Annotated in this window: 22 protein-coding genes; 18 read left to right on the top strand and 4 right to left on the bottom strand. The window is 32.8% G+C overall.

Going from position 1 to position 18,410, the window contains the following annotated elements; translation table 11 throughout:
* Window positions 1–234: 234 nt before the first annotated feature.
* Complete coding sequence (locus tag CDH50_RS02205) at window positions 235–525, bottom strand: HU family DNA-binding protein (protein ID WP_100610248.1); 291 nt, start codon at window positions 523–525, stop codon at window positions 235–237.
* A gap of 137 nt (window positions 526–662) precedes the next feature.
* Here CDH50_RS02205 and mutY point away from each other — a divergent pair, with 137 nt between their 5' ends.
* The 4 genes from mutY (at window position 663) to gldD (ending at window position 4,178) form a co-directional block, all read left to right on the top strand.
* Window positions 663–1,706: an A/G-specific adenine glycosylase gene (gene mutY, locus CDH50_RS02200; RefSeq protein ID WP_100610247.1), complete on the top strand. Its 1,044-nt coding sequence runs from the start codon at window positions 663–665 to the stop codon at window positions 1,704–1,706.
* A gap of 89 nt (window positions 1,707–1,795) precedes the next feature.
* A complete protein-coding gene (locus CDH50_RS02195) occupies window positions 1,796–2,248 on the top strand; it encodes a single-stranded DNA-binding protein (protein WP_100610246.1) in 453 nt (150 codons plus the stop codon).
* Window positions 2,249–2,293: 45 nt separating this feature from the next.
* On the top strand, window positions 2,294–3,604 hold the full coding sequence (locus CDH50_RS02190) for a gliding motility-associated protein GldE (protein ID WP_100610245.1): 1,311 nt from the start codon (window positions 2,294–2,296) through the stop codon (window positions 3,602–3,604).
* Window positions 3,597–4,178, top strand: coding sequence for a gliding motility lipoprotein GldD (gene gldD, locus CDH50_RS02185; RefSeq protein WP_100610244.1), 582 nt, complete (start codon window positions 3,597–3,599; stop codon window positions 4,176–4,178). The genes CDH50_RS02190 and gldD overlap by 8 nt, the downstream gene beginning before the upstream one ends.
* A 9-nt stretch (window positions 4,179–4,187) precedes the next feature.
* Here the strand turns inward: gldD and CDH50_RS02180 are convergent, their stop codons facing one another.
* Window positions 4,188–4,613 (bottom strand): hypothetical protein, encoded by a 426-nt coding sequence (locus CDH50_RS02180; protein WP_100610243.1) that lies wholly within the window; start codon window positions 4,611–4,613, stop codon window positions 4,188–4,190.
* 184 nt (window positions 4,614–4,797) lie between these two features.
* Here CDH50_RS02180 and CDH50_RS02175 point away from each other — a divergent pair, with 184 nt between their 5' ends.
* The 7 genes from CDH50_RS02175 (at window position 4,798) to CDH50_RS02145 (ending at window position 11,275) form a co-directional block, all read left to right on the top strand.
* The gene (locus tag CDH50_RS02175; RefSeq protein ID WP_100610242.1) at window positions 4,798–5,253 is read left to right on the top strand and encodes a DUF4199 domain-containing protein; all 456 of its coding nucleotides are present in this window, start codon (window positions 4,798–4,800) and stop codon (window positions 5,251–5,253) included.
* Window positions 5,254–5,329: 76 nt separating this feature from the next.
* Window positions 5,330–5,980 carry a 50S ribosomal protein L21 gene (rplU, locus tag CDH50_RS02170; RefSeq protein ID WP_100610241.1) on the top strand — a complete coding sequence of 217 codons (651 nt, stop codon included), beginning with the start codon at window positions 5,330–5,332 and terminating at the stop codon, window positions 5,978–5,980.
* Between the two features lie 38 nt (window positions 5,981–6,018).
* Window positions 6,019–6,279, top strand: coding sequence for a 50S ribosomal protein L27 (gene rpmA, locus CDH50_RS02165; protein WP_100610240.1), 261 nt, complete (start codon window positions 6,019–6,021; stop codon window positions 6,277–6,279).
* Between the two features lie 215 nt (window positions 6,280–6,494).
* A complete protein-coding gene (locus CDH50_RS02160; RefSeq protein WP_100610239.1) occupies window positions 6,495–9,341 on the top strand; it encodes a TonB-dependent receptor in 2,847 nt (948 codons plus the stop codon).
* An 8-nt stretch (window positions 9,342–9,349) separates the two neighbouring features.
* Window positions 9,350–10,369 carry a phytase gene (locus tag CDH50_RS02155; protein WP_100610238.1) on the top strand — a complete coding sequence of 340 codons (1,020 nt, stop codon included), beginning with the start codon at window positions 9,350–9,352 and terminating at the stop codon, window positions 10,367–10,369.
* Between the two features lie 128 nt (window positions 10,370–10,497).
* Window positions 10,498–10,896 (top strand): Dabb family protein, encoded by a 399-nt coding sequence (locus CDH50_RS02150; RefSeq protein WP_100610237.1) that lies wholly within the window; start codon window positions 10,498–10,500, stop codon window positions 10,894–10,896.
* Between the two features lie 109 nt (window positions 10,897–11,005).
* Window positions 11,006–11,275, top strand: coding sequence for a hypothetical protein (locus tag CDH50_RS02145; RefSeq protein ID WP_100610236.1), 270 nt, complete (start codon window positions 11,006–11,008; stop codon window positions 11,273–11,275).
* Window positions 11,276–11,284: 9 nt separating this feature from the next.
* Here the strand turns inward: CDH50_RS02145 and CDH50_RS02140 are convergent, their stop codons facing one another.
* Both CDH50_RS02140 and ahcY read right to left on the bottom strand, forming a co-directional pair.
* Window positions 11,285–11,755, bottom strand: a complete 471-nt coding sequence (locus CDH50_RS02140) for a very short patch repair endonuclease (protein WP_100610235.1) — start codon at window positions 11,753–11,755, stop codon at window positions 11,285–11,287.
* 117 nt (window positions 11,756–11,872) lie between these two features.
* Window positions 11,873–13,189 carry an adenosylhomocysteinase gene (ahcY, locus tag CDH50_RS02135; protein ID WP_100610576.1) on the bottom strand — a complete coding sequence of 439 codons (1,317 nt, stop codon included), beginning with the start codon at window positions 13,187–13,189 and terminating at the stop codon, window positions 11,873–11,875.
* Between the two features lie 129 nt (window positions 13,190–13,318).
* On the opposite strand from ahcY, the gene CDH50_RS02130 reads away from it, so the two are divergent.
* Genes CDH50_RS02130 through arfB form a run of 7 tightly spaced genes read left to right on the top strand, consistent with a single transcriptional unit; the run spans window position 13,319 to window position 18,110 of the window.
* Window positions 13,319–13,945 (top strand): 4'-phosphopantetheinyl transferase family protein, encoded by a 627-nt coding sequence (locus CDH50_RS02130; RefSeq protein ID WP_100610234.1) that lies wholly within the window; start codon window positions 13,319–13,321, stop codon window positions 13,943–13,945.
* The gene (locus CDH50_RS02125) at window positions 13,945–14,700 is read left to right on the top strand and encodes a geranylgeranylglyceryl/heptaprenylglyceryl phosphate synthase (protein ID WP_100610233.1); all 756 of its coding nucleotides are present in this window, start codon (window positions 13,945–13,947) and stop codon (window positions 14,698–14,700) included. Before CDH50_RS02130 ends, CDH50_RS02125 begins: the two co-directional genes overlap by 1 nt.
* A 54-nt stretch (window positions 14,701–14,754) precedes the next feature.
* Window positions 14,755–15,015: a thiamine-binding protein gene (locus CDH50_RS02120; RefSeq protein ID WP_100610232.1), complete on the top strand. Its 261-nt coding sequence runs from the start codon at window positions 14,755–14,757 to the stop codon at window positions 15,013–15,015.
* On the top strand, window positions 14,999–15,631 hold the full coding sequence (gene pnuC / locus CDH50_RS02115) for a nicotinamide riboside transporter PnuC (protein WP_100610231.1): 633 nt from the start codon (window positions 14,999–15,001) through the stop codon (window positions 15,629–15,631). Before CDH50_RS02120 ends, pnuC begins: the two co-directional genes overlap by 17 nt.
* Window positions 15,592–16,155 (top strand): AAA family ATPase, encoded by a 564-nt coding sequence (locus CDH50_RS02110; RefSeq protein ID WP_100610230.1) that lies wholly within the window; start codon window positions 15,592–15,594, stop codon window positions 16,153–16,155. Before pnuC ends, CDH50_RS02110 begins: the two co-directional genes overlap by 40 nt.
* Before the next feature lie 6 nt (window positions 16,156–16,161).
* Complete coding sequence (locus CDH50_RS02105) at window positions 16,162–17,703, top strand: DUF4301 family protein (RefSeq protein ID WP_100610229.1); 1,542 nt, start codon at window positions 16,162–16,164, stop codon at window positions 17,701–17,703.
* Window positions 17,703–18,110: an alternative ribosome rescue aminoacyl-tRNA hydrolase ArfB gene (gene arfB, locus CDH50_RS02100; RefSeq protein WP_100610228.1), complete on the top strand. Its 408-nt coding sequence runs from the start codon at window positions 17,703–17,705 to the stop codon at window positions 18,108–18,110. Before CDH50_RS02105 ends, arfB begins: the two co-directional genes overlap by 1 nt.
* The last annotated feature ends 300 nt before the right edge of the window (window positions 18,111–18,410 follow it).

Genomic DNA, 18,410 nt, shown 5'->3' with positions numbered 1-18,410 from the left:
TGGAGATTAATTCACGTAAAAGTTTAATACGTTTCAAAACCTCATTTCAAAGAGCGTTTTTTTAAATCGAAAAAAGTAGTTTGTTATAACTACTTCTTCGAATTATTTTTTCTTTTTGTGACGATTAGCGCGTCTACGTTTTTTACGCTTGTGCGTTGCAACCTTATGTCTTTTACGTTTTTTACCACTTGGCATAAATAGTATATTTTTTGATTAATAATTTATTTTAATGCGTTATTTTACTTCAACACTACCTTTAACACCTTCAACAAAAACTTTTGCAGGTTTAAACGCAGGGATATTATGCGCAGGAATTTTAATAGTGGTATTTTTAGAAATATTTCTACCTGTTTTTTCTGCTCTTGTTTTAATAATGAAGCTACCAAAACCTCTTAGGTAAACATTATCTCCACTTTCTAATGAAGTTTTTACTTCTTCCATAAATGTTTCAACAGTTGCTTGAACATCTCCTTTTTCAATTCCTAATTTCTCAGAAATTTTTGCTACTATATCAGCCTTCGTCATTTTTAATATTTTATTTTGGTTATTATATATTTAAAAGGGATGCAAATATAGGAATTAAAAATTCAATATTTCAAACCTAATTCATTAAAATTTAAGATTATAAACGTTTATTTTTGTTTGCTCGATATAATGAGTCCATGATATTTTCAAAAACCTTAATTAGTTGGTATTCAAACAATAAGAGAGAGCTTCCTTGGCGGCAAACTAGTAACCCTTATTACATTTGGTTATCAGAAATCATATTGCAACAAACCCAAATTGTTCAAGGTCTGCCTTATTATGAAGCGTTTTTAAAGCAGTTCCCGTCCATTTTTCATCTTGCCAATGCGCAAGAAAGCCAGGTTTTAAAATTATGGCAAGGCTTAGGTTATTATTCCCGAGCAAGAAATTTACACGCTACGGCGAAGTACATCGTTGATGAACTTGACGGTGTTTTCCCAAATACCTACCAGGAGTTGTTAAAGCTAAAAGGTGTAGGTGATTATACCGCAAGTGCCATAGCTTCCATTTGCTTCAACGAACCAGAGGCTGTTGTTGACGGGAATGTATACAGAGTACTGTCCCGTTATTTTGGTATCGATACACCCATAAACTCAAGCAAAGGTGCTAATGAATTTAAACAATTGGCGCATCAACTTATAGATAAAAATAACCCTGCGGAATTTAACCAAGCCATTATGGAATTTGGTGCCTTACAATGCAAACCTCAAAATCCCAATTGTGTAGTTTGTCCTTTTCAAGATAGTTGTGTAGCTTTAAAAAACAATCGAGTTTCAGAATTACCTGTTAAGATTAAAGCCGCTAAGGCAAAGAAGAAATATTTTAATTTTTTGGTCTTAGTGTCAGAAGATAACAAGACTGTTTTGGAAAAAAGAAAAGAGAAAGGTATTTGGCAGAATTTGTATCAATTTCCATTAATTGAAACAGAACATGAGGTGAATTATGAAACTTTCAATCAACTAATTAAACAGCATCATTTATTGAAAAAAATCCCTTTTGAAGTTTCACTATATAATAAAGACACAATAATCCATAAACTATCTCACCAACATTTATACACTAAATTTTGGATTGTAACCATAAATGCACCATTGGCTAATGGCATTCCCATAAGCGAAGTTCGTAATTATGCTGTGCCTATCGTGATAGGAAATTTTATTGAAACCTTTAATTTTCAGTAGAAAAAATATATTGGCAATCATAATTTTTTACTAATTTTAAAAAAATGATGGGCAATTGAGTAATTTTGCTATCAATAAATAAAACAATTATGTCTGGGACATTAAATAAAGTAATGCTGATTGGGCATTTAGGCGATGAAGTGAAAATGCATTATTTTGAAGGTGGCGGTTGCGTTGGTCGTTTTCCGTTAGCAACAAATGAAACCTACATAAGCAAACAAACTAATGAGCGTATCACAAATACCGAATGGCACAATATTGTAGTGAGAAATAAAGGCGCTGAAATATGTGAAAAGTACTTAAGTAAAGGCGACAAGGTTTATATTGAAGGTAGATTGAAAACCAGAAAGTGGCAGGATGAAAATGGGCAAGATAGGTATTCTACCGAAATTCAATGTACGGATTTTACTTTTTTAACCACCAAAAAAGAAAGTGAAGGTAATGTAACATCCAATAGTGTAACGATGCCAAAACCTGAACCAGTAAAAAACAAGGTTAATGAGCCTCCTATTGAAGATGAAGAGGATGATTTGCCTTTTTAAATTATATTTGAATTACTTTTATTTGTTTAACTAATACCAAAATATTTGGACCCCGACCCCCCGAGTTTTAAATTGTTGATTATGACCGTTGACTTTTCAATTGTCACTGGTTTTATTTTGATGTTTCTGCTTTTAGCGTGTTCTGCACTTATTTCTGGTGCCGAAGTAGCTATGTTCTCCCTTACCAAAACCGATATTGAAGATGGACTTGATAAGAAATCCAAGCGTATTCAAATCATTTCAAAACTTTTAGAACGCCCCAAAAAATTATTAGCTACTATTCTTGTTGCTAATAATTTTATAAATATATCTATCGTTATTCTATTTGCTTATTTGGGAGGTTTTATATTTGTAGGCATTGCATCTCCCATTCTAAGATTCTTTATAGAAGTTGTTATTGTTACCTTTTTCATATTGTTGTTTGGGGAAATTCTACCAAAAATATATGCTAGTAGAAACAAATTGAAATTTGCCACATTCATGGCGTATCCATTGAGTGTTTTAGATGTGGTTTTGTCTCCTTTAAGTTTGCCTATGCGAAGCTTCACCATAGTAATCCATAAAAAACTGGGAAAGCAAAAAACCAATTTAAATGTCAATCAACTATCGCATGCCCTTAAATTAACAAGTGAGCACGATACTACAAAAGAGGAACAAAAAATATTGCAAGGCATCGTATCTTTTGGAAATACAGATACCAAACAGGTTATGCGACCAAGAATAGACATTTTTGCACTCAACATTGACCAAAAATATTCAGAGATTATGCCAGAAATAATCGAAAATGGTTATTCAAGAATTCCTGTTTTTAAAGATAATATTGATCAAATCGTTGGGATACTTTATGTTAAAGATTTATTGCCTTATATAGATAGGGAAGAATTTGATTGGACAAGCTTAATGCGTGACCCGTTTTTTGTTCCTGAAAAGAAAAAACTGGATGATTTAATGGCGGAATTTCAGCATAAAAAAGTACATCTAGCGGTTGTGGTTGATGAATATGGAGGCACGTCTGGATTGGTTTCCTTAGAAGATATTATTGAAGAAATAGTAGGAGATATTAGTGATGAGTTTGATGACGAAGATGTGACCTATTCAAAATTAGATGAAAATAACTATATTTTTGATGGCAAAACTGCTTTAAAGGATTTTTATAAAATTTTAAAAATTGAAGAAACCAACATTTTTGAAAATCATAAAGGAGAGGCAGAAACCGTTGCTGGTTTTGTTTTAGAAATCTTAGGAAGTTTTCCTAAACAGGGTACTAAAATAAATTTTAAAAATTACGTTTTTACTATTGAAGCTTTAGATAAAAAAAGAATAAAGCTTGTAAAATTAACTATGCTTAATGACTAAAACTTTTTTTCTCTTATTATTTATTGTTTGTTCTTCTTGCGGCGATAATGTTGTACCGAAGCCTAATGCCTATTTAAGGTTAGAATATCCAGAGGCAAAATATCTGGAATCTCAAGGGGAGGCGCCATTCTCTTTTGAAGTGAATCAATTGGCCACCAAGATAACGGCTAAACCCATAAATAGTACTACTGAAAGTTATGGTGTTAATATTGAATACCCATCATTAAAAGGCACCATATTTTTAACCTATAAATCCATAGACAACAATCCTGATAATTTAATTGCGTTTTTGCGCGATGCTCAAAAGTTCACTACAGAACATATGATTAAAGCAGATGAAATTCCTGTGTTCCCTTATGAAAACAAAGAGAAAAAAGTATATGGTATGTTTTCTGAATTAAAAGGAAATGTGGCATCACAAGCACAGTTTTATGTTACCGATAGTATCAATCATTTTTTAACAGGGTCGCTTTATTTTTATGCTAAACCCAATTACGATTCTATCTTGCCAGCAGCAAATTATTTAGGAAAAGATATTAAGCACATTATGGAAACGGTCAAGTGGAAAGAATAAATGACTAATTTACTTTAAAAGGTCTTGAGCATTTTTGATACTTGAATTCATTTTATCACGCAGTGTTTTTATTTTTGCTTCTTCTTCATCTAAAAACATCTGTTTTTCATCCGTTAAGGCTTTTCCTTTTAAGATTTCATCAGAATCAAAACGCTCGCCAAAACCTTTCATCCAATCCATCATGGCTTTATGGGAATCTTTTAAATCTTGGCTGGCATTTATAAGGGCCTCCGTAGAATCGGTTTCTTTTATTTTTTCATCAATCTGACTTATTAAATTACCAATCATTCCCATTTTTGGCATGACTTCGTCATGAATCGCCAAAACCTCTTGCATTTGGGATTTTTCATTAGCTGTTGCTTTGTTTTCATTTTTGCAACTTATTGCAATAAACAACAGAAATAAGGCGGTAAGCGTAAATTTTAATAGTCTCATTTTATTGAAATTTAATTGAAACAAAGTTAAGGAATAAAGTAAATAGACTTTATGCTTTGCATATTTAACTTTTTACTTCAAGAGACAAATACCTTATTATTAAATATTTAATGGGTAAAAATTATTATAAGACATGTTTTTTTACGAACTTTAGTAGATTGGTAATTTTCAAAAATTTTGTATTATGAAATCTTCTGCATCCGTAGCACTTAAATATGGTATTTTTACAGCACTTACCTTAATCATATATTTTTTAGCATTAAAATTAATAGGGCTTAATAATAACCCATGGTTTAGAATATTGAACGGGCCTATTGTGGGATATGCTATTTACATAGCGATTAAAAACCATAAAAGTGCTAGCGGGACTGAATTTGATTATGGTAGCGGTTTTAAAACAGGGCTTTCAACAGGATTTATCGCAACCATTTTATTTGCTGCTTTTATGTGTATTTATATGTTTTATATAGATACTGTATTTACCAATAATCTACTTAAAAATTGGTTTTCTGATTTTGATTATGGAAGTGGTATTTTAGTTTTCATAATTCTAATAGAAGGACTAGCATCTACAGTTGTTTTAACACTTACCTGCATGCAACTTTTTAAAAACAGCAGAAATATTATTCAAAACAAATAAAACATTTGCAGTTTAATTAATTAGCAGTATATTTGCACTCATTTTTGAACAAAATTAATTAATAAAACGTTACGCTATGTACGCAATTGTAGAGATAGCAGGGCAACAATTTAAAGTTGTAAAAGACCAAAAAGTTTTTGTTCACCGTTTACAAACCGAAGAAGGAAAGCAAGTTGCTTTTGATAATGTTCTTCTTATTGGTGATGGTGACAATGTAACTGTAGGCGCCCCAGCTATAGACGGAGCTCAAGTAGGAGCAAAAGTCATTAAGCACCTTAAAGGTGATAAAGTTATCGTTTTCAAAAAGAAAAGACGTAAAGGATACCGTGTTAAAAATGGTCACCGTCAATCTTTAACTGAAATCATCATTGAAAGCATTGCTGCTTCAGGAGCTAAAAAAGCGACACCAGCAAAAGCTGAGAAAAAAGCAGAACCAAAAGCAGAAACTAAACCAACTGCTAAAAAGGCTACTCCATCTAAAGCAGATGATTTGAAAAAAGTGGAAGGTATTGGTCCTAAAATTGCTGAAACATTGGCAGAGGCAGGGATCACAACTTTTGCTCAATTAGCAAAAACTGATGCTGCTAAGATTGCCGAAATTATTGCAGATGTTCGTGGAAATCACGTAACAGATACTTGGCCAGCACAAGCACAATTAGCTGCCGATGGTAAATGGGATGAGCTAAAAAAATGGCAAGATGAATTAAATGGCGGTAAAGCTGAATAAGCTAACCGTTAAGTTTAACAATATAAAAGCTTAAGACAATGGCACATAAAAAAGGAGTCGGAAGTTCTAAAAACGGTAGAGAATCAGAATCAAAACGCTTAGGGGTTAAGATTTTTGGTGGTCAAGCTGCAATAGCTGGAAACATTATCGTAAGACAAAGAGGAAACACACACCATCCAGGTGAGAATGTATATTCTTCAAAAGATCACACATTACACGCTTATGTTGATGGCGTTGTAAAATTTACAAAAAGAAAAGATAACAAATCTTATGTTTCTATTGAGCCTTTTGAGGTTTAAGAAATTTTTCTTTTAACGTATTTAAAACCCTTTCTGTTTACAGGAAGGGTTTTTTATTTCAAAAAAACATCTTTTCTTAAATATTTATAAAATGTTAATTAATTGCAAACTAGGGTGTTTTTCCTTTAATAATTTAACGGTAAGATAAAAATTGTTTAAAATGCTTTGTTGAGCTATTTTGTTATTTCGCCAATAACTAATCAATAAAAGCAATCATGAAAAAATACTACGTATTATTATGTGTTACGTTCTTATTTTCATTAGCAACTTTTGCGCAAAATGGAAATATAAAAGGAGTTATAGCAGATGAAAACGGCATCGCTGTACCTGGGGCAACTATACTAATAGAAGAACTAAAAAAAGGCGCTGTTTCTGACTTTAATGGAAATTTTACCATAGTTGATATTCCAGAAGGCACCTACCATTTATTAATTCGATATTTAGGATACACAGATTTTAAACAAGAGGCCGTGGTGTCAAGTTCAGAAACCATAAGTATAAATGTGACCTTACGTTCTACAAACACCGAATTGGACGAAGTTGAAATCACCGGCTATTCTTTAGGTGGTCAAGCAAGAGCTTTAAACATTCAAAAAAACAAGCAAAATATTACCAATATCGTTTCAACAGACCAAATTGGTAAATTCCCAGATGCCAATATTGGTGATGCCGTAAAACGTATTCCAGGTATTACCATGCAAGTTGATCAAGGGGAGGCACGTAATATTATCATTCGTGGTTTATCTCCACAATTAAATTCGGTAACATTAAACGGTAGTCGTATTCCATCCGCAGAAGGCGATAACAGAAATGTTCAAATGGATTTAATTCCTGCCGACATGATTCAAACAGTAGAAGTCAGTAAAGCCGTGACACCAGATATGGATGCTGATGCTTTGGGAGGTTCGGTAAACTTAATAACAAGAACATCGCCACAAGGATTTCGCTTATCAGCAACTGCGGGTTCTGGAGTAAGTTATATTACTAACAAAAGAATACTAAATGGGTCTTTTTTATTAGGTGATAAATCAAAAAACGGAAAATTTGGCTATATGCTTTCGGCGTCTTTTAATGATACTGATTTTGGAAGTGATAACGTGGAAGCAGAATGGGAAGATAAGTTTGAATACAACGCCTTTGATGATGAAGATAATTTACAAACAGTAGATGTAAAACCTTATGCTAAAGTATCTGAAATTAGAGAGTATTTGGTGCAACGTATTCGTCGCAGTTTTTCGGCAAATTTCGATTATAAATTAAATGATAACAATAACCTCTTTTTCAAATCTATTTATAATTGGAGAGATGATCGTGAAAACAGATTTCGATTAGAGCATGAAATTTTAGATGGTGAAGATATTGCTCCTGGCGATTTTACAGTGGATGGAAATGGATATTTAACATCATTTCCTGTAGAAGCTAAAAGACAAACCAAAGGAGGTATTGATAATAGCCGTAATCAAAACAGACGTTTAGAAGACCAACGTATGTTCAACTTTAGTTTGGGTGGCGAGCATTTAGCCAATACCTTGCAAATAGATTGGATGGCTTCGTTCGCAAAAGCGTCTGAAGAACGTTTAAACGAACGTTATTTAACTTATGAAAGTGAATATGATGTGATATTCAATAATAGCCAACGTAAACCATCATTTTCACCGTTAAACATAGCTGATGCTGATTTCAGTAATTTTGAATTTGGTGAGCTAACAGAAGAAAATCAATATACAGAAGAAAAAGATTTTAATTTATTTACTAACTTCAAATTACCACTAAATCTCTTTCAACAAGAAGATGGTTTTTTAAAATTTGGAGTAAGGGCTCGATTGAAAAACAAAAATAGAGAAAACGATTTTACTGAATATAGCCCTGAGAGTACTGATTTTGAATCATTAGGTAGTGTGCCAACACGCGATTATTCAGATATTAATTTTTTAGCAGGAAGACAATATGCTGTTGGCGCATTTGCAACTCCTGAGTTTTTAGGAAGTTTACAATTAAATAATGTCGCTCAATTTGAATCAGAAGTGTTACCAGAAGAATACTTAACAGCAAACTTTGATGTGGATGAAAATGTATTTGCAGGTTACGCGATGACTAACCAAAAACTATCTAATAATTTAAGCATGTTAGTGGGTGTAAGGTTAGAACACACCAAAATAAATAGCATTGGAAATGAATTGATTTTTGATGTTGATGGCGATTTCGCAGGAACAAACGAATTAAAGGACGAGAGTTCATACACAAACATTTTACCGGGCTTGCATTTAAAATTAGATGCATCAGATAATACCGTGTTGCGTTTTGCATGGACAAATACGTTGGCGAGACCAAATTATGTAGATTTAGTGCCTTTTAGGGAAATTAACAATGAAGACGAAGAAATTTATTTAGGTAATTCGGAGTTAGAACCAACAACATCCATGAATTTTGATGTGATGGCAGAACATTATTTTAAATCCGTTGGGATTTTGTCTGCTGGTGCATTCTATAAAGACATTAAAGATTTTGTATATACAAGTCAATCTGAAGACACCAATGGTTACGAAGTATATCAACCATTAAATGGTGAAGGTGCTACTATACTTGGTGCCGAATTTTCATTTCAGCGTCAATTGGATTTTTTACCAGGGTTTGCAAAAAACTTAAGTGTTTATTTAAATTATACGTATTTAACATCTGATGCCAAAGGCATTAAAAATGAGGATGGTGAAGAGCGTAACGATTTAGACTTGCCACAAACAGCACCTAATATGTTTAATGCTTCTTTAGGATATGCAACTAAAAACTTAAGTTTACGTTTATCTGGAAATTATTCAGATTCTTATGTAGATGAAATTGGTGGACGTGCTTTTGAAGACAGATATTATGATGAGCAATTCTTTTTAGACTTCAATGCCAATATTTCAATAAATAAAAACTTAAGTTTATACGTAGATTTAAATAATATCACCAATCAGCCTTTGCGTTATTTTCAAGGTGAGAAATCCAGAACCATGCAAATGGAATATTATGGCAGACGCTTAACCTTTGGTTTAAAGTATGATTTGTTTAAGAAAAACTAAGAAGCAACATGAATAAAATAAAAATAAATATTGTTTTTGGAATCACGGTTTTGTTGTTGTCGTGCGCCAGTAAATTACCGGAAATTGTCGCAACAACCATTACTGAAAAAACACCACACGACACCGATGATCCTGCTATTTGGATAAATAAAAACAACCCAGAAGCAAGCATTGTTTTTGGAACGGATAAAGATGAAATTAATGGCGGCGTGTATGCTTTTGATTTAGATGGAAAAATCATAAAAGAAAAAAGCCTAACCAACATCAGCTATCCAAATAATGTGGATGTGGCATATGGTTTTAAGTTGAATGATTCCACAGAAACCGATCTTATGGTGTTTTCTGAAAGGGAAAAACATCAAATTCGCTTGTTTTCAGTACCAGATATGACACCTTTGGATAATGGTGGATTTAAGGTTTTTGAAGATGAAACCAATATTGAAATGAAACGACCCATGGGAGTGTCCTTTTATAAAAATCCAGAAACAGGCGCTATCTCAGTTTTTGTTAGTAGAAAAAACGGACCAACAAAAGGGTATTTGTATCAATACGAACTCGTGTCTGATTCATTAGGCGTTAAAGCCAATTTACTTAGAAAAGTAGGCAATTTTAGCGGACAAAAGGAAATAGAAGCCATAGCGGTTGATCATAAGGCTGGATTTGTTTACTATTCAGATGAAGGCGTTGGTATCAGAAAATACCATGCCAATCCAACTAAAGGCGATGTAGAAATAGCCCTTTTTGGTGGCGAGCATTTTAAAGATGATATAGAAGGCATTGCTATTGCTAAGTATCAAGATAAAGGCTATTTAATCGTATCTAACCAACAAGCACATACCTTTAATATTTTCAATTTAGAAACCAATGCGTTTATAAAGGAACTTAATTTGGGAACTATTGAAACCGATGGTTGTGATGTGACAACCGTTTCTTTGGGAAGTAAATTCCCTAACGGATTGTTTGTATCCATGAATGATGAAATGAACTTCTTTTTCCACGATTTGGGCAAATTAGGATTAAACGATTAAATACTAATTTTATGAATATTTGAACCCTTTCTAATTGTAGAAAGGGTTTTTAGTTTTTATCCATGGATTTATTTACTGGTTTCAAAATGAAATTATTGTATTTTTGAATGAACCGAAAAGCATAGATTATGAAATCCATTTTAAAAGCTAGTTTAATATTTTTATTAATTATGAATGTTTCTGAAATACAAGCACAAGAACCAAACCCCGAATTCGATCATCATTTTACCCATGTTGTTTATTTTTGGCTAAAAAATCCAAATAGCGCAGAAGACAAAAAAGCGTTTTTAACTTCACTTAAAAATTTCATGTCTAAAAGTGAATACGCCAAAACCAAGTTTATTGGCGAGCCAGCAGGTACCTCCCGAGATGTTGTGGATGGCAGTTTCACTTATTCTTTGATATTAACATTTCCTTCAAAAGACATTCAAGATAAATATCAAAAAGAACCAGCGCACGTAAAATTTGTTGAAGAATCACAGCATTTGTGGGAACGTGTTGTAGTTTATGATTCCGTTGGTTTGTGATAAAAAAATTTTATGTAATTAATTTAGGGTTATTTTAATTGACTTTCATTCAATAAATTAGTAACTTAGGCTATTACAAAACAGTGTTTTTAATTAAATCAATAGCTTTATGGAACCTTTTAGATCAGAAATTAGAAATACCCCAAGTGCTCAAACCATTCAAGTTTATTTGAGTGATGAGTCTCTAGATATGAAAATCAAGCATCATTTAGAAAGTTTTAATGAGATTGATTTTATTGAAGTGAGGGAAACCGTTGCTCAAAATAGAAGTAATGAAAGCCTTACTATTTTTTTAAAAGATGGTATTGATATTAATAAAATGAAAGCGAGTATAGATTCTAGTTTGTGGTGGTATTTTGAAGAGGATTTGGTGGATTGATTCAAATGGTTAATTTATAGTTCCCGTATTAATATAAACCAACACATCATTAATGCACTTGCCTAATTCAGTTTGGATTTCCTTGCTCCAAAATCTGAAAACCATATACCCCATATCTTGTAGTTCTTGATTCACTTCCTTGTCGCGTTGCATATTGCGTTCTATTTTTGGAATCCAAAAATCGCGATTGCTTTTTAAGGTTTCCTTTCGCTCATCCCAATTGTAACCATGCCAAAATTCTCCATCAATAAAAATAATTAATTTGTATTTTTTTATGGAAATATCGGGTTTCCCAGGAAGTGTTTTATTATTAATTCTATAGCGAATCCCTTTTGCCCACAAAGCTTTACGAAACAACAATTCTGGCTTGGAGTTTATGCCTTTAATTTTGCTCATTATTTTAGAGCGTTTTTTAGTAGTGTAAAAACCAGAAGCTTCGTTAAAACGCGGGACTATTATTTTAGGCTCTTTGTATTCCATAATCAATGGAATTTAATGATTTTTATTGAAAAATTAAACCCTCACATCTCTGCAAGGGTTTTAAAATATCTAAAAGCGCAGCACTCTAACAATATGAAAGCGCAGCGTTCTAAATGTTTAATATCTATAATACTCGGGTTTAAAAGGTCCTTGAACACTTACACCAATATAGTCTGCTTGGTCTGGTTTAAGCTCGGTAAGCTCAACACCAATTTTAGCTAAATGTAATCTTGCTACTTTTTCATCAAGATGTTTTGGTAACATATACACGTCGTTTCCGTAAGCTTCACTATTGGTCCAAAGTTCAATTTGAGCCAAGGTTTGGTTTGTAAATGAATTACTCATTACAAAACTTGGGTGACCCGTAGCGCAACCTAAATTTACCAAACGGCCTTCCGCTAAAATGATAATATCTTTTCCGTTAATGGTATATTTATCAACCTGTGGTTTGATGGTATTTTTAGTATGACCATGATTTTTGTTCAACCAAGCCATATCGATTTCATTATCAAAATGCCCAATATTACAAATAATGGTTTTGTCTTTTACAGCTTCAAAATGTTCGCTACGAACAATATCTTTGTTGCCTGTGGTAGTAATAATGATATCGGCAGTGGCAATAACAGTTTCTAATTTTTTGACCTCAAAACCATCCATAGCTGCTTGTAAAGCACAAATCGGGTCGATTTCAGTAACCGTTACAATACTTCCTGCACCTTTAAAAGAAGCAGCAGTACCTTTACCAACATCACCATAACCGCAAACAATCACACGTTTTCCAGCCAACATGATATCGGTAGCACGACGAACGGCATCAACAGCACTTTCTTTACAACCGTATTTATTATCGAATTTAGATTTTGTAACACTATCGTTCACGTTGATGGCAGGCATTGGTAACGTACCATTTTTTACACGTTCGTAAAGTCTGTGAACTCCTGTTGTGGTTTCTTCACTTAATCCTTTTATACCAGCAATTAGCTCTGGATAACGGTCTAAAACCATATTTGTTAAATCACCACCATCATCCAGAATCATGTTTAATGGTTTTCTGTCCTCACCAAAAAATAAGGTTTGTTCAATACACCAATCAAATTCTTCTTCGGTCATGTCTTTCCAAGCGTAAACAGAAGTCCCCACAGCGGCAATAGCAGCAGCAGCTTGATCTTGTGTTGAAAAAATGTTACAAGAGCTCCAAGTCACTTCGGCACCTAAAGCTTGCAAAGTTTCAATTAATACGGCGGTTTGAATCGTCATGTGTAAGCAACCAGCAATTCTTGCGCCTTTAAGCGGTTGTGAATTTCCGTATTCTTCACGTAGACTCATTAAACCGGGCATTTCGGCTTCGGCTAATTCAATTTCTTTTCTACCCCAAGCTGCAAGTGACATATCTTTCACTTTATTAGCCACATAAGGAATTGTTTTTGTACTCATATCAATTTTTATTTTTCTTTTTAAAACCAAACATTCTTGGGATTCGGACTTAAATAGTTAAATTCGCTTATCAAAAATGTTCGCCACTTTAGGCTGCGCAAAGATAAGTAATAACTTTCAGAATATTAAATGCCTCTTTATAAAACTATTAATATAAATCCTAAAACAAGTGTTAAAATCTGGAAGATTGAGGAATCTTATGAAGATTTATTTCAATCTGTATCCCTAAAACCAGAAAGTTTAAGACGCGTTTTAGGAATGAAGAGCGAATTGCACCAGCGTGGATTTTTAAGTGTTAGAAAACTTTTGGAAGTTTTTGGGTATTCAGATTTTGATTTAATGTATGAAGCTTGTGGAAAGCCACATTTAAAAGATGGAAAGCAAATTTCCATCACCCACTCGTTTCATTTTTCGGCAGTTATAGTTAGCGATGAGAGTATTGGTATTGATATTGAAAAGCAGCGAGATAAAATAACCGTTATCGCTCATAAATTTATTGGTTATGAGGCCGAATATTTGCACGAAAATGAAGCAGATTATATCAAAAAATTAACAGCCATTTGGTGTGTGAAAGAAGCATTATATAAACTCTTTGGAACATCTATGCTAAGCTTTAAAAAACATTGTATGGTTATTCCAGTTTCGGACAATGAAACAGAAACGGTGGCTTGGATTGATTATGAAAACAAAAAATTTAGATACCATATCAAATTTTTAGAATTTGAAGGCTTTACTTGTGCTTACGCTATTACTTGATGAATGGAATTTACAGAAACATACAAGCTTCAATAAAAAACGGCGAAAAACTTTTGGCAGTTTTAATAGACCCTGATAAATTTCAAATTGAAAGAGTTGAAGAATTTATTAGTAAGGTAAACACATCTGTGGCAACCCATATTTTTGTTGGCGGAAGTATTGTTGAAGAAGACATCACTCAAGTTTTAGTTTCAGAAATAAAAAAGAATACAAATCTCCCCATAGTTTTATTTCCAGGAGATGTCACTCAAATTACAAATAAAGCGGACGCATTATTGTTTTTAAGTTTAATTTCTGGAAGAAATCCAGAGTATTTAATTGGGAAACATGTTGAAGCTATTTCGAAATTAAGGAAAACTAACCTTGAAGTGATTCCGACAGGTTATTTATTGATTGAAAATGGCAAAGAAACAGCCGTTGAAAAAGTAACTGGAACAAAACCAATACCAAGAGAGCGGATTCAAGAAATTATTGACACCGCAAAAGCAGGAGAGCTTTTGGGAATGAAGCTCATATATTTGGAAGCTGGTAGTGGCGCAAAAGTGCCTGTAACAAACCAAATAATTAGTTTGGTAAAGCAGGAATTGGAAATTCCATTGATAGTTGGAGGAGGTATAAGAAACAATGAACAATTAAAAAATGCCTATAATTCAGGAGCAGATTTAGTAGTCATAGGAACCGCTTTTGAGGAAGATGAATTGTTTTTTGAGGAAATAAAAAAGAATAAAGAATCACGAATCAAGATGATAGAATAGAGGAGTATTTAGAGTCTTTTGTCTTATTTCTATTATCTATAATCTTAAAAAAATATGAAAATATCAGTAGAATTAACATTAACACCATTACAAGATACTTATGAGCCTGCCATTATTCATTTTATTAAAAAACTAAGGGCTTCTAATTTAAAGGTATTGGAGAATCCTTTAAGTACACAGGTTTATGGTGATTATGATGAAGTGATGCAGGTGCTTACAACCGAAATAAAAGAAGCTTTTGAACTTGTAGAGCGTGGTTTATTATATATGAAAATTGTAAAATCGGACAGATACGACTATGAACCACATTTTTGATTGGTTTTTTTCACAATATCAAGGTGTTCCAACGCATCTTATCATCTTAGAATTTACAGGTGTTGTTTTTGGATTTTTAAGTGTTTGGTATTCTAAAAAAGAGAATATTTTAGTATATCCTACAGGTATTGTAAGCACTGCTATATTTGTATATATACTTTTGTTTTATGGACTCTTGGGAGATATGCTCATTAATGTATATTACTTTATTATGAGTATTTATGGTTGGTATTATTGGACAAGAAAAGATGCCAATAACCATGAAGTGCCAGTTACAAAAACAACTAATAAAGAACATATTTGGAGTCTATTTATTTTTATTTTTACAATTTTGTTTGTGGTAGCAGTTTACTTGTATGATGGGAAATTCAATACATGGACAGCTTATATAGATACCTTAACCACGGGCATATTTTTTGTTGGTATGTGGCTTATGGCAAAAAAGAAGTTGGAAAACTGGATTTATTGGATAATAGGTGATATCATTTCAGTGCCATTATACTTTTACAAAGGATTGATGTTTACATCATTTCAATATTTATTATTTACAGTTATTGCTATTTATGGTTATAAAGCATGGAAGAAAAGTTTAAACAGCAACCAGCAAATTGTGTAAAAGTAGTTTTGTTTGGTCCAGAATCTACTGGGAAAACAACATTGTCTATGCAATTAGCAAGATATTATAATTCTGTTTGGGTGCCAGAGTATGCGCGAGAGTATCTTCAAAACAAATGGAACAACGAACGCAAAACATGTGAAGCAGATGATTTATTGCCCATTGCAATGGGTCAAATGAAGTTGGAGAATAAGCTTGCACAAAAAACAGATAGCATTTTAATTTGCGATACGGATTTGTTGGAAACCAAAGTATATTCAGAGGCTTATTATTTAGGTTATTGTGACCCAATTCTTGAAAAATATGCTTTAGAGAATACTTATGATTTATATTTTTTGACTTATATTGACACCCCTTGGGAGGCCGATGATTTAAGAGACAAACCAGACCATAGGGAAGCCATGTTTAAGGCTTTTGAAAATGCATTGATTGATAACAATCGCCCTTATGTTTTATTAAAAGGAAATAAAAAAGAACGCTTGGAAACAGCTGTAAAATATATAGATAAGCTATTAAAAAAATAACATGTTATGTTTACAGAAAAGGATATACAACAAATTAATGATTACGGCTTAACGGTAGAAAAAATTAATTCTCAAATAGAAACCATTAAATCTGGTATGACATATTCCCATTTAATCGAACCAGCAGCTATTGGTAATGGTATTTTAAGAGTTCAAACGAAATTTGATGATTATATAAGTGAATTCGAGAGTAAACGTAACAATTTATCTATTGTAAAGTTTGTACCAGCTTCTGGAGCTGCTTCACGTATGTTTAAATTTTTGTTTCAGTTCTTAAAAGAATATGATGCAAATAAAGAAAGCATAGATGATTATGCAAAAAAAAACAAGGACATTTCGGTGTTTCTTGACGGACTTGAAAAGTTGCCTTTCTATAATATTGTTAGAAATAAGGCCATGGATTCAACACCTAATTTCGATCAACTATCCTTGGGTGAGCAATGTTTTTTATTTGTAAAAACCATGCTCGATCCAAACCAATTAAATTATAGTTTTTATCCAAAAGGGTTGTTGCCATTTCATAAATACAAAACAGGTGTTTCTACCGCATTTAAAGAGCATTTGCTGGAAGCTACCTTATGTGCTTCATCTAATAACAATGCTAATTTGCATTTTACGGTTTCTGAAGCACATACCGAGATGTTCCATAATGAATTGGCTAACATTAAAGAAGATTTAGTAAAGGAGACCAATACCAAATTTAATGTGTCATTTTCTTATCAAAGCAAATCTACTGATACCATTGCAATAACATCTAATGACGAACTTTACAGAAATGAAGATGGTAGTTTATTATTCAGACCATCTGGTCATGGGGCATTGATAGAGAATCTTAATACGCTTGATTACGATTTAATTTTCATTAAGAACATCGATAATATTGTGGTTTTTGAGCAAAACAAACCTTTGTCAGATTATAAAAAATTGATAGCAGGTGTGCTTTTGAAAATTCAAGACCAGGCTTTTAAATACATGCATAAATTTGATGAAGACGAGATATTGGAAGATGAAATTTACAACATTGAATTGTTTGTCATTAATAGGCTGAATGTAGATTTGGGTGAAGCCTATAAAGAGTTAAGCCCTGAAGAAAAAATAGGGGTTTTACGTGATAAATTAAATAAACCCATACGCGTTTGTGGCATGGTTAAAAATGAAGGTGAGCCTGGTGGAGGGCCATTTTGGGTAAAAGATGAGAACGGTAATTTGTCTTTACAAATTATTGAGTTTGCCCAAATAGATTTTGATAATAATGAACAAAAAGAGATTGCCAATAGCGCTACGCATTTTAATCCAACCGATTTGGTTTGTGGGGTGAGGGACTATCAAGGCAATAAATTTAATCTAACGGATTTTGTGGACCCAAAGGCAGCGTTTATTACCATGAAATCACAAGGCGGTGTTGATATTAAAGCTTATGAATTGCCCGGTTTATGGAATGGAAGTATGGCACATTGGAACTCTATTTTTGTTGAGATTCCTGTGAGCACTTTTAATCCGGTAAAAACCGTAAACGATTTATTAAAGCCAGCCCATCAAGTTGAATGATGTTTGATAAAGATGCTTTACTGAATGAATTGACTTTTAAAGCAATCCGAAGTTCGGGTGCTGGCGGGCAACATGTGAATAAAGTGTCATCAAAAATTGAATTGATTTTTAATTTAGAGGAATCTTTCATTTTCAATGAAGAACAAAAGGAACGGCTTCAAAACAAACTTCAAAACAGATTAACAAAAGAAGGTGTTCTCATGTTGCAATGCGACGAAAGTAGAAGTCAGCATAAAAACAAAGAACTCGTTATCAAGCGATTTTTGGAACTCATTGAGAAGAGTTTAATCATTCCTAAAAAGCGTGTTCCAACAAAAATCCCAAGAATTGTTATCAAAAAACGTTTAAAAAGCAAACGTAACCTATCTGAAAAAAAGGCATATAGAAAAAAACCTGATGTCGATTGAAATAAATTCGTAAATCGTAAATCGTAAATCAAAAATCTAATATATCTTTGCATCGTTCTCAAAAAGGGGTGCCTATATCGGCTGAGATCATACCCAATGAACCTAGAACAGGTAATGCTGTTTAGGGATAACGATAAAATAACTGTTTATATATTAAAGTGTGATATGAGCACATGCAGATATTCTTAAACACGCGTTTATCAAAAATTAATTATTAACAATAAAGAATAATTACCTCTTTTTATTCGATTATTAACGTAATCGTAATGAAATCTACTATTCTTAAAAGTTCTTTAAAAA

Origin of the sequence: Confluentibacter lentus (assembly GCF_002806995.1) — a bacterium.
GTDB classification, from domain to species: Bacteria; Bacteroidota; Bacteroidia; order Flavobacteriales; family Flavobacteriaceae; genus Confluentibacter; species Confluentibacter lentus.
Note: the sequence above shows the minus strand (reverse complement) of the source record. Positions and strands in the feature narration are given on the sequence as shown.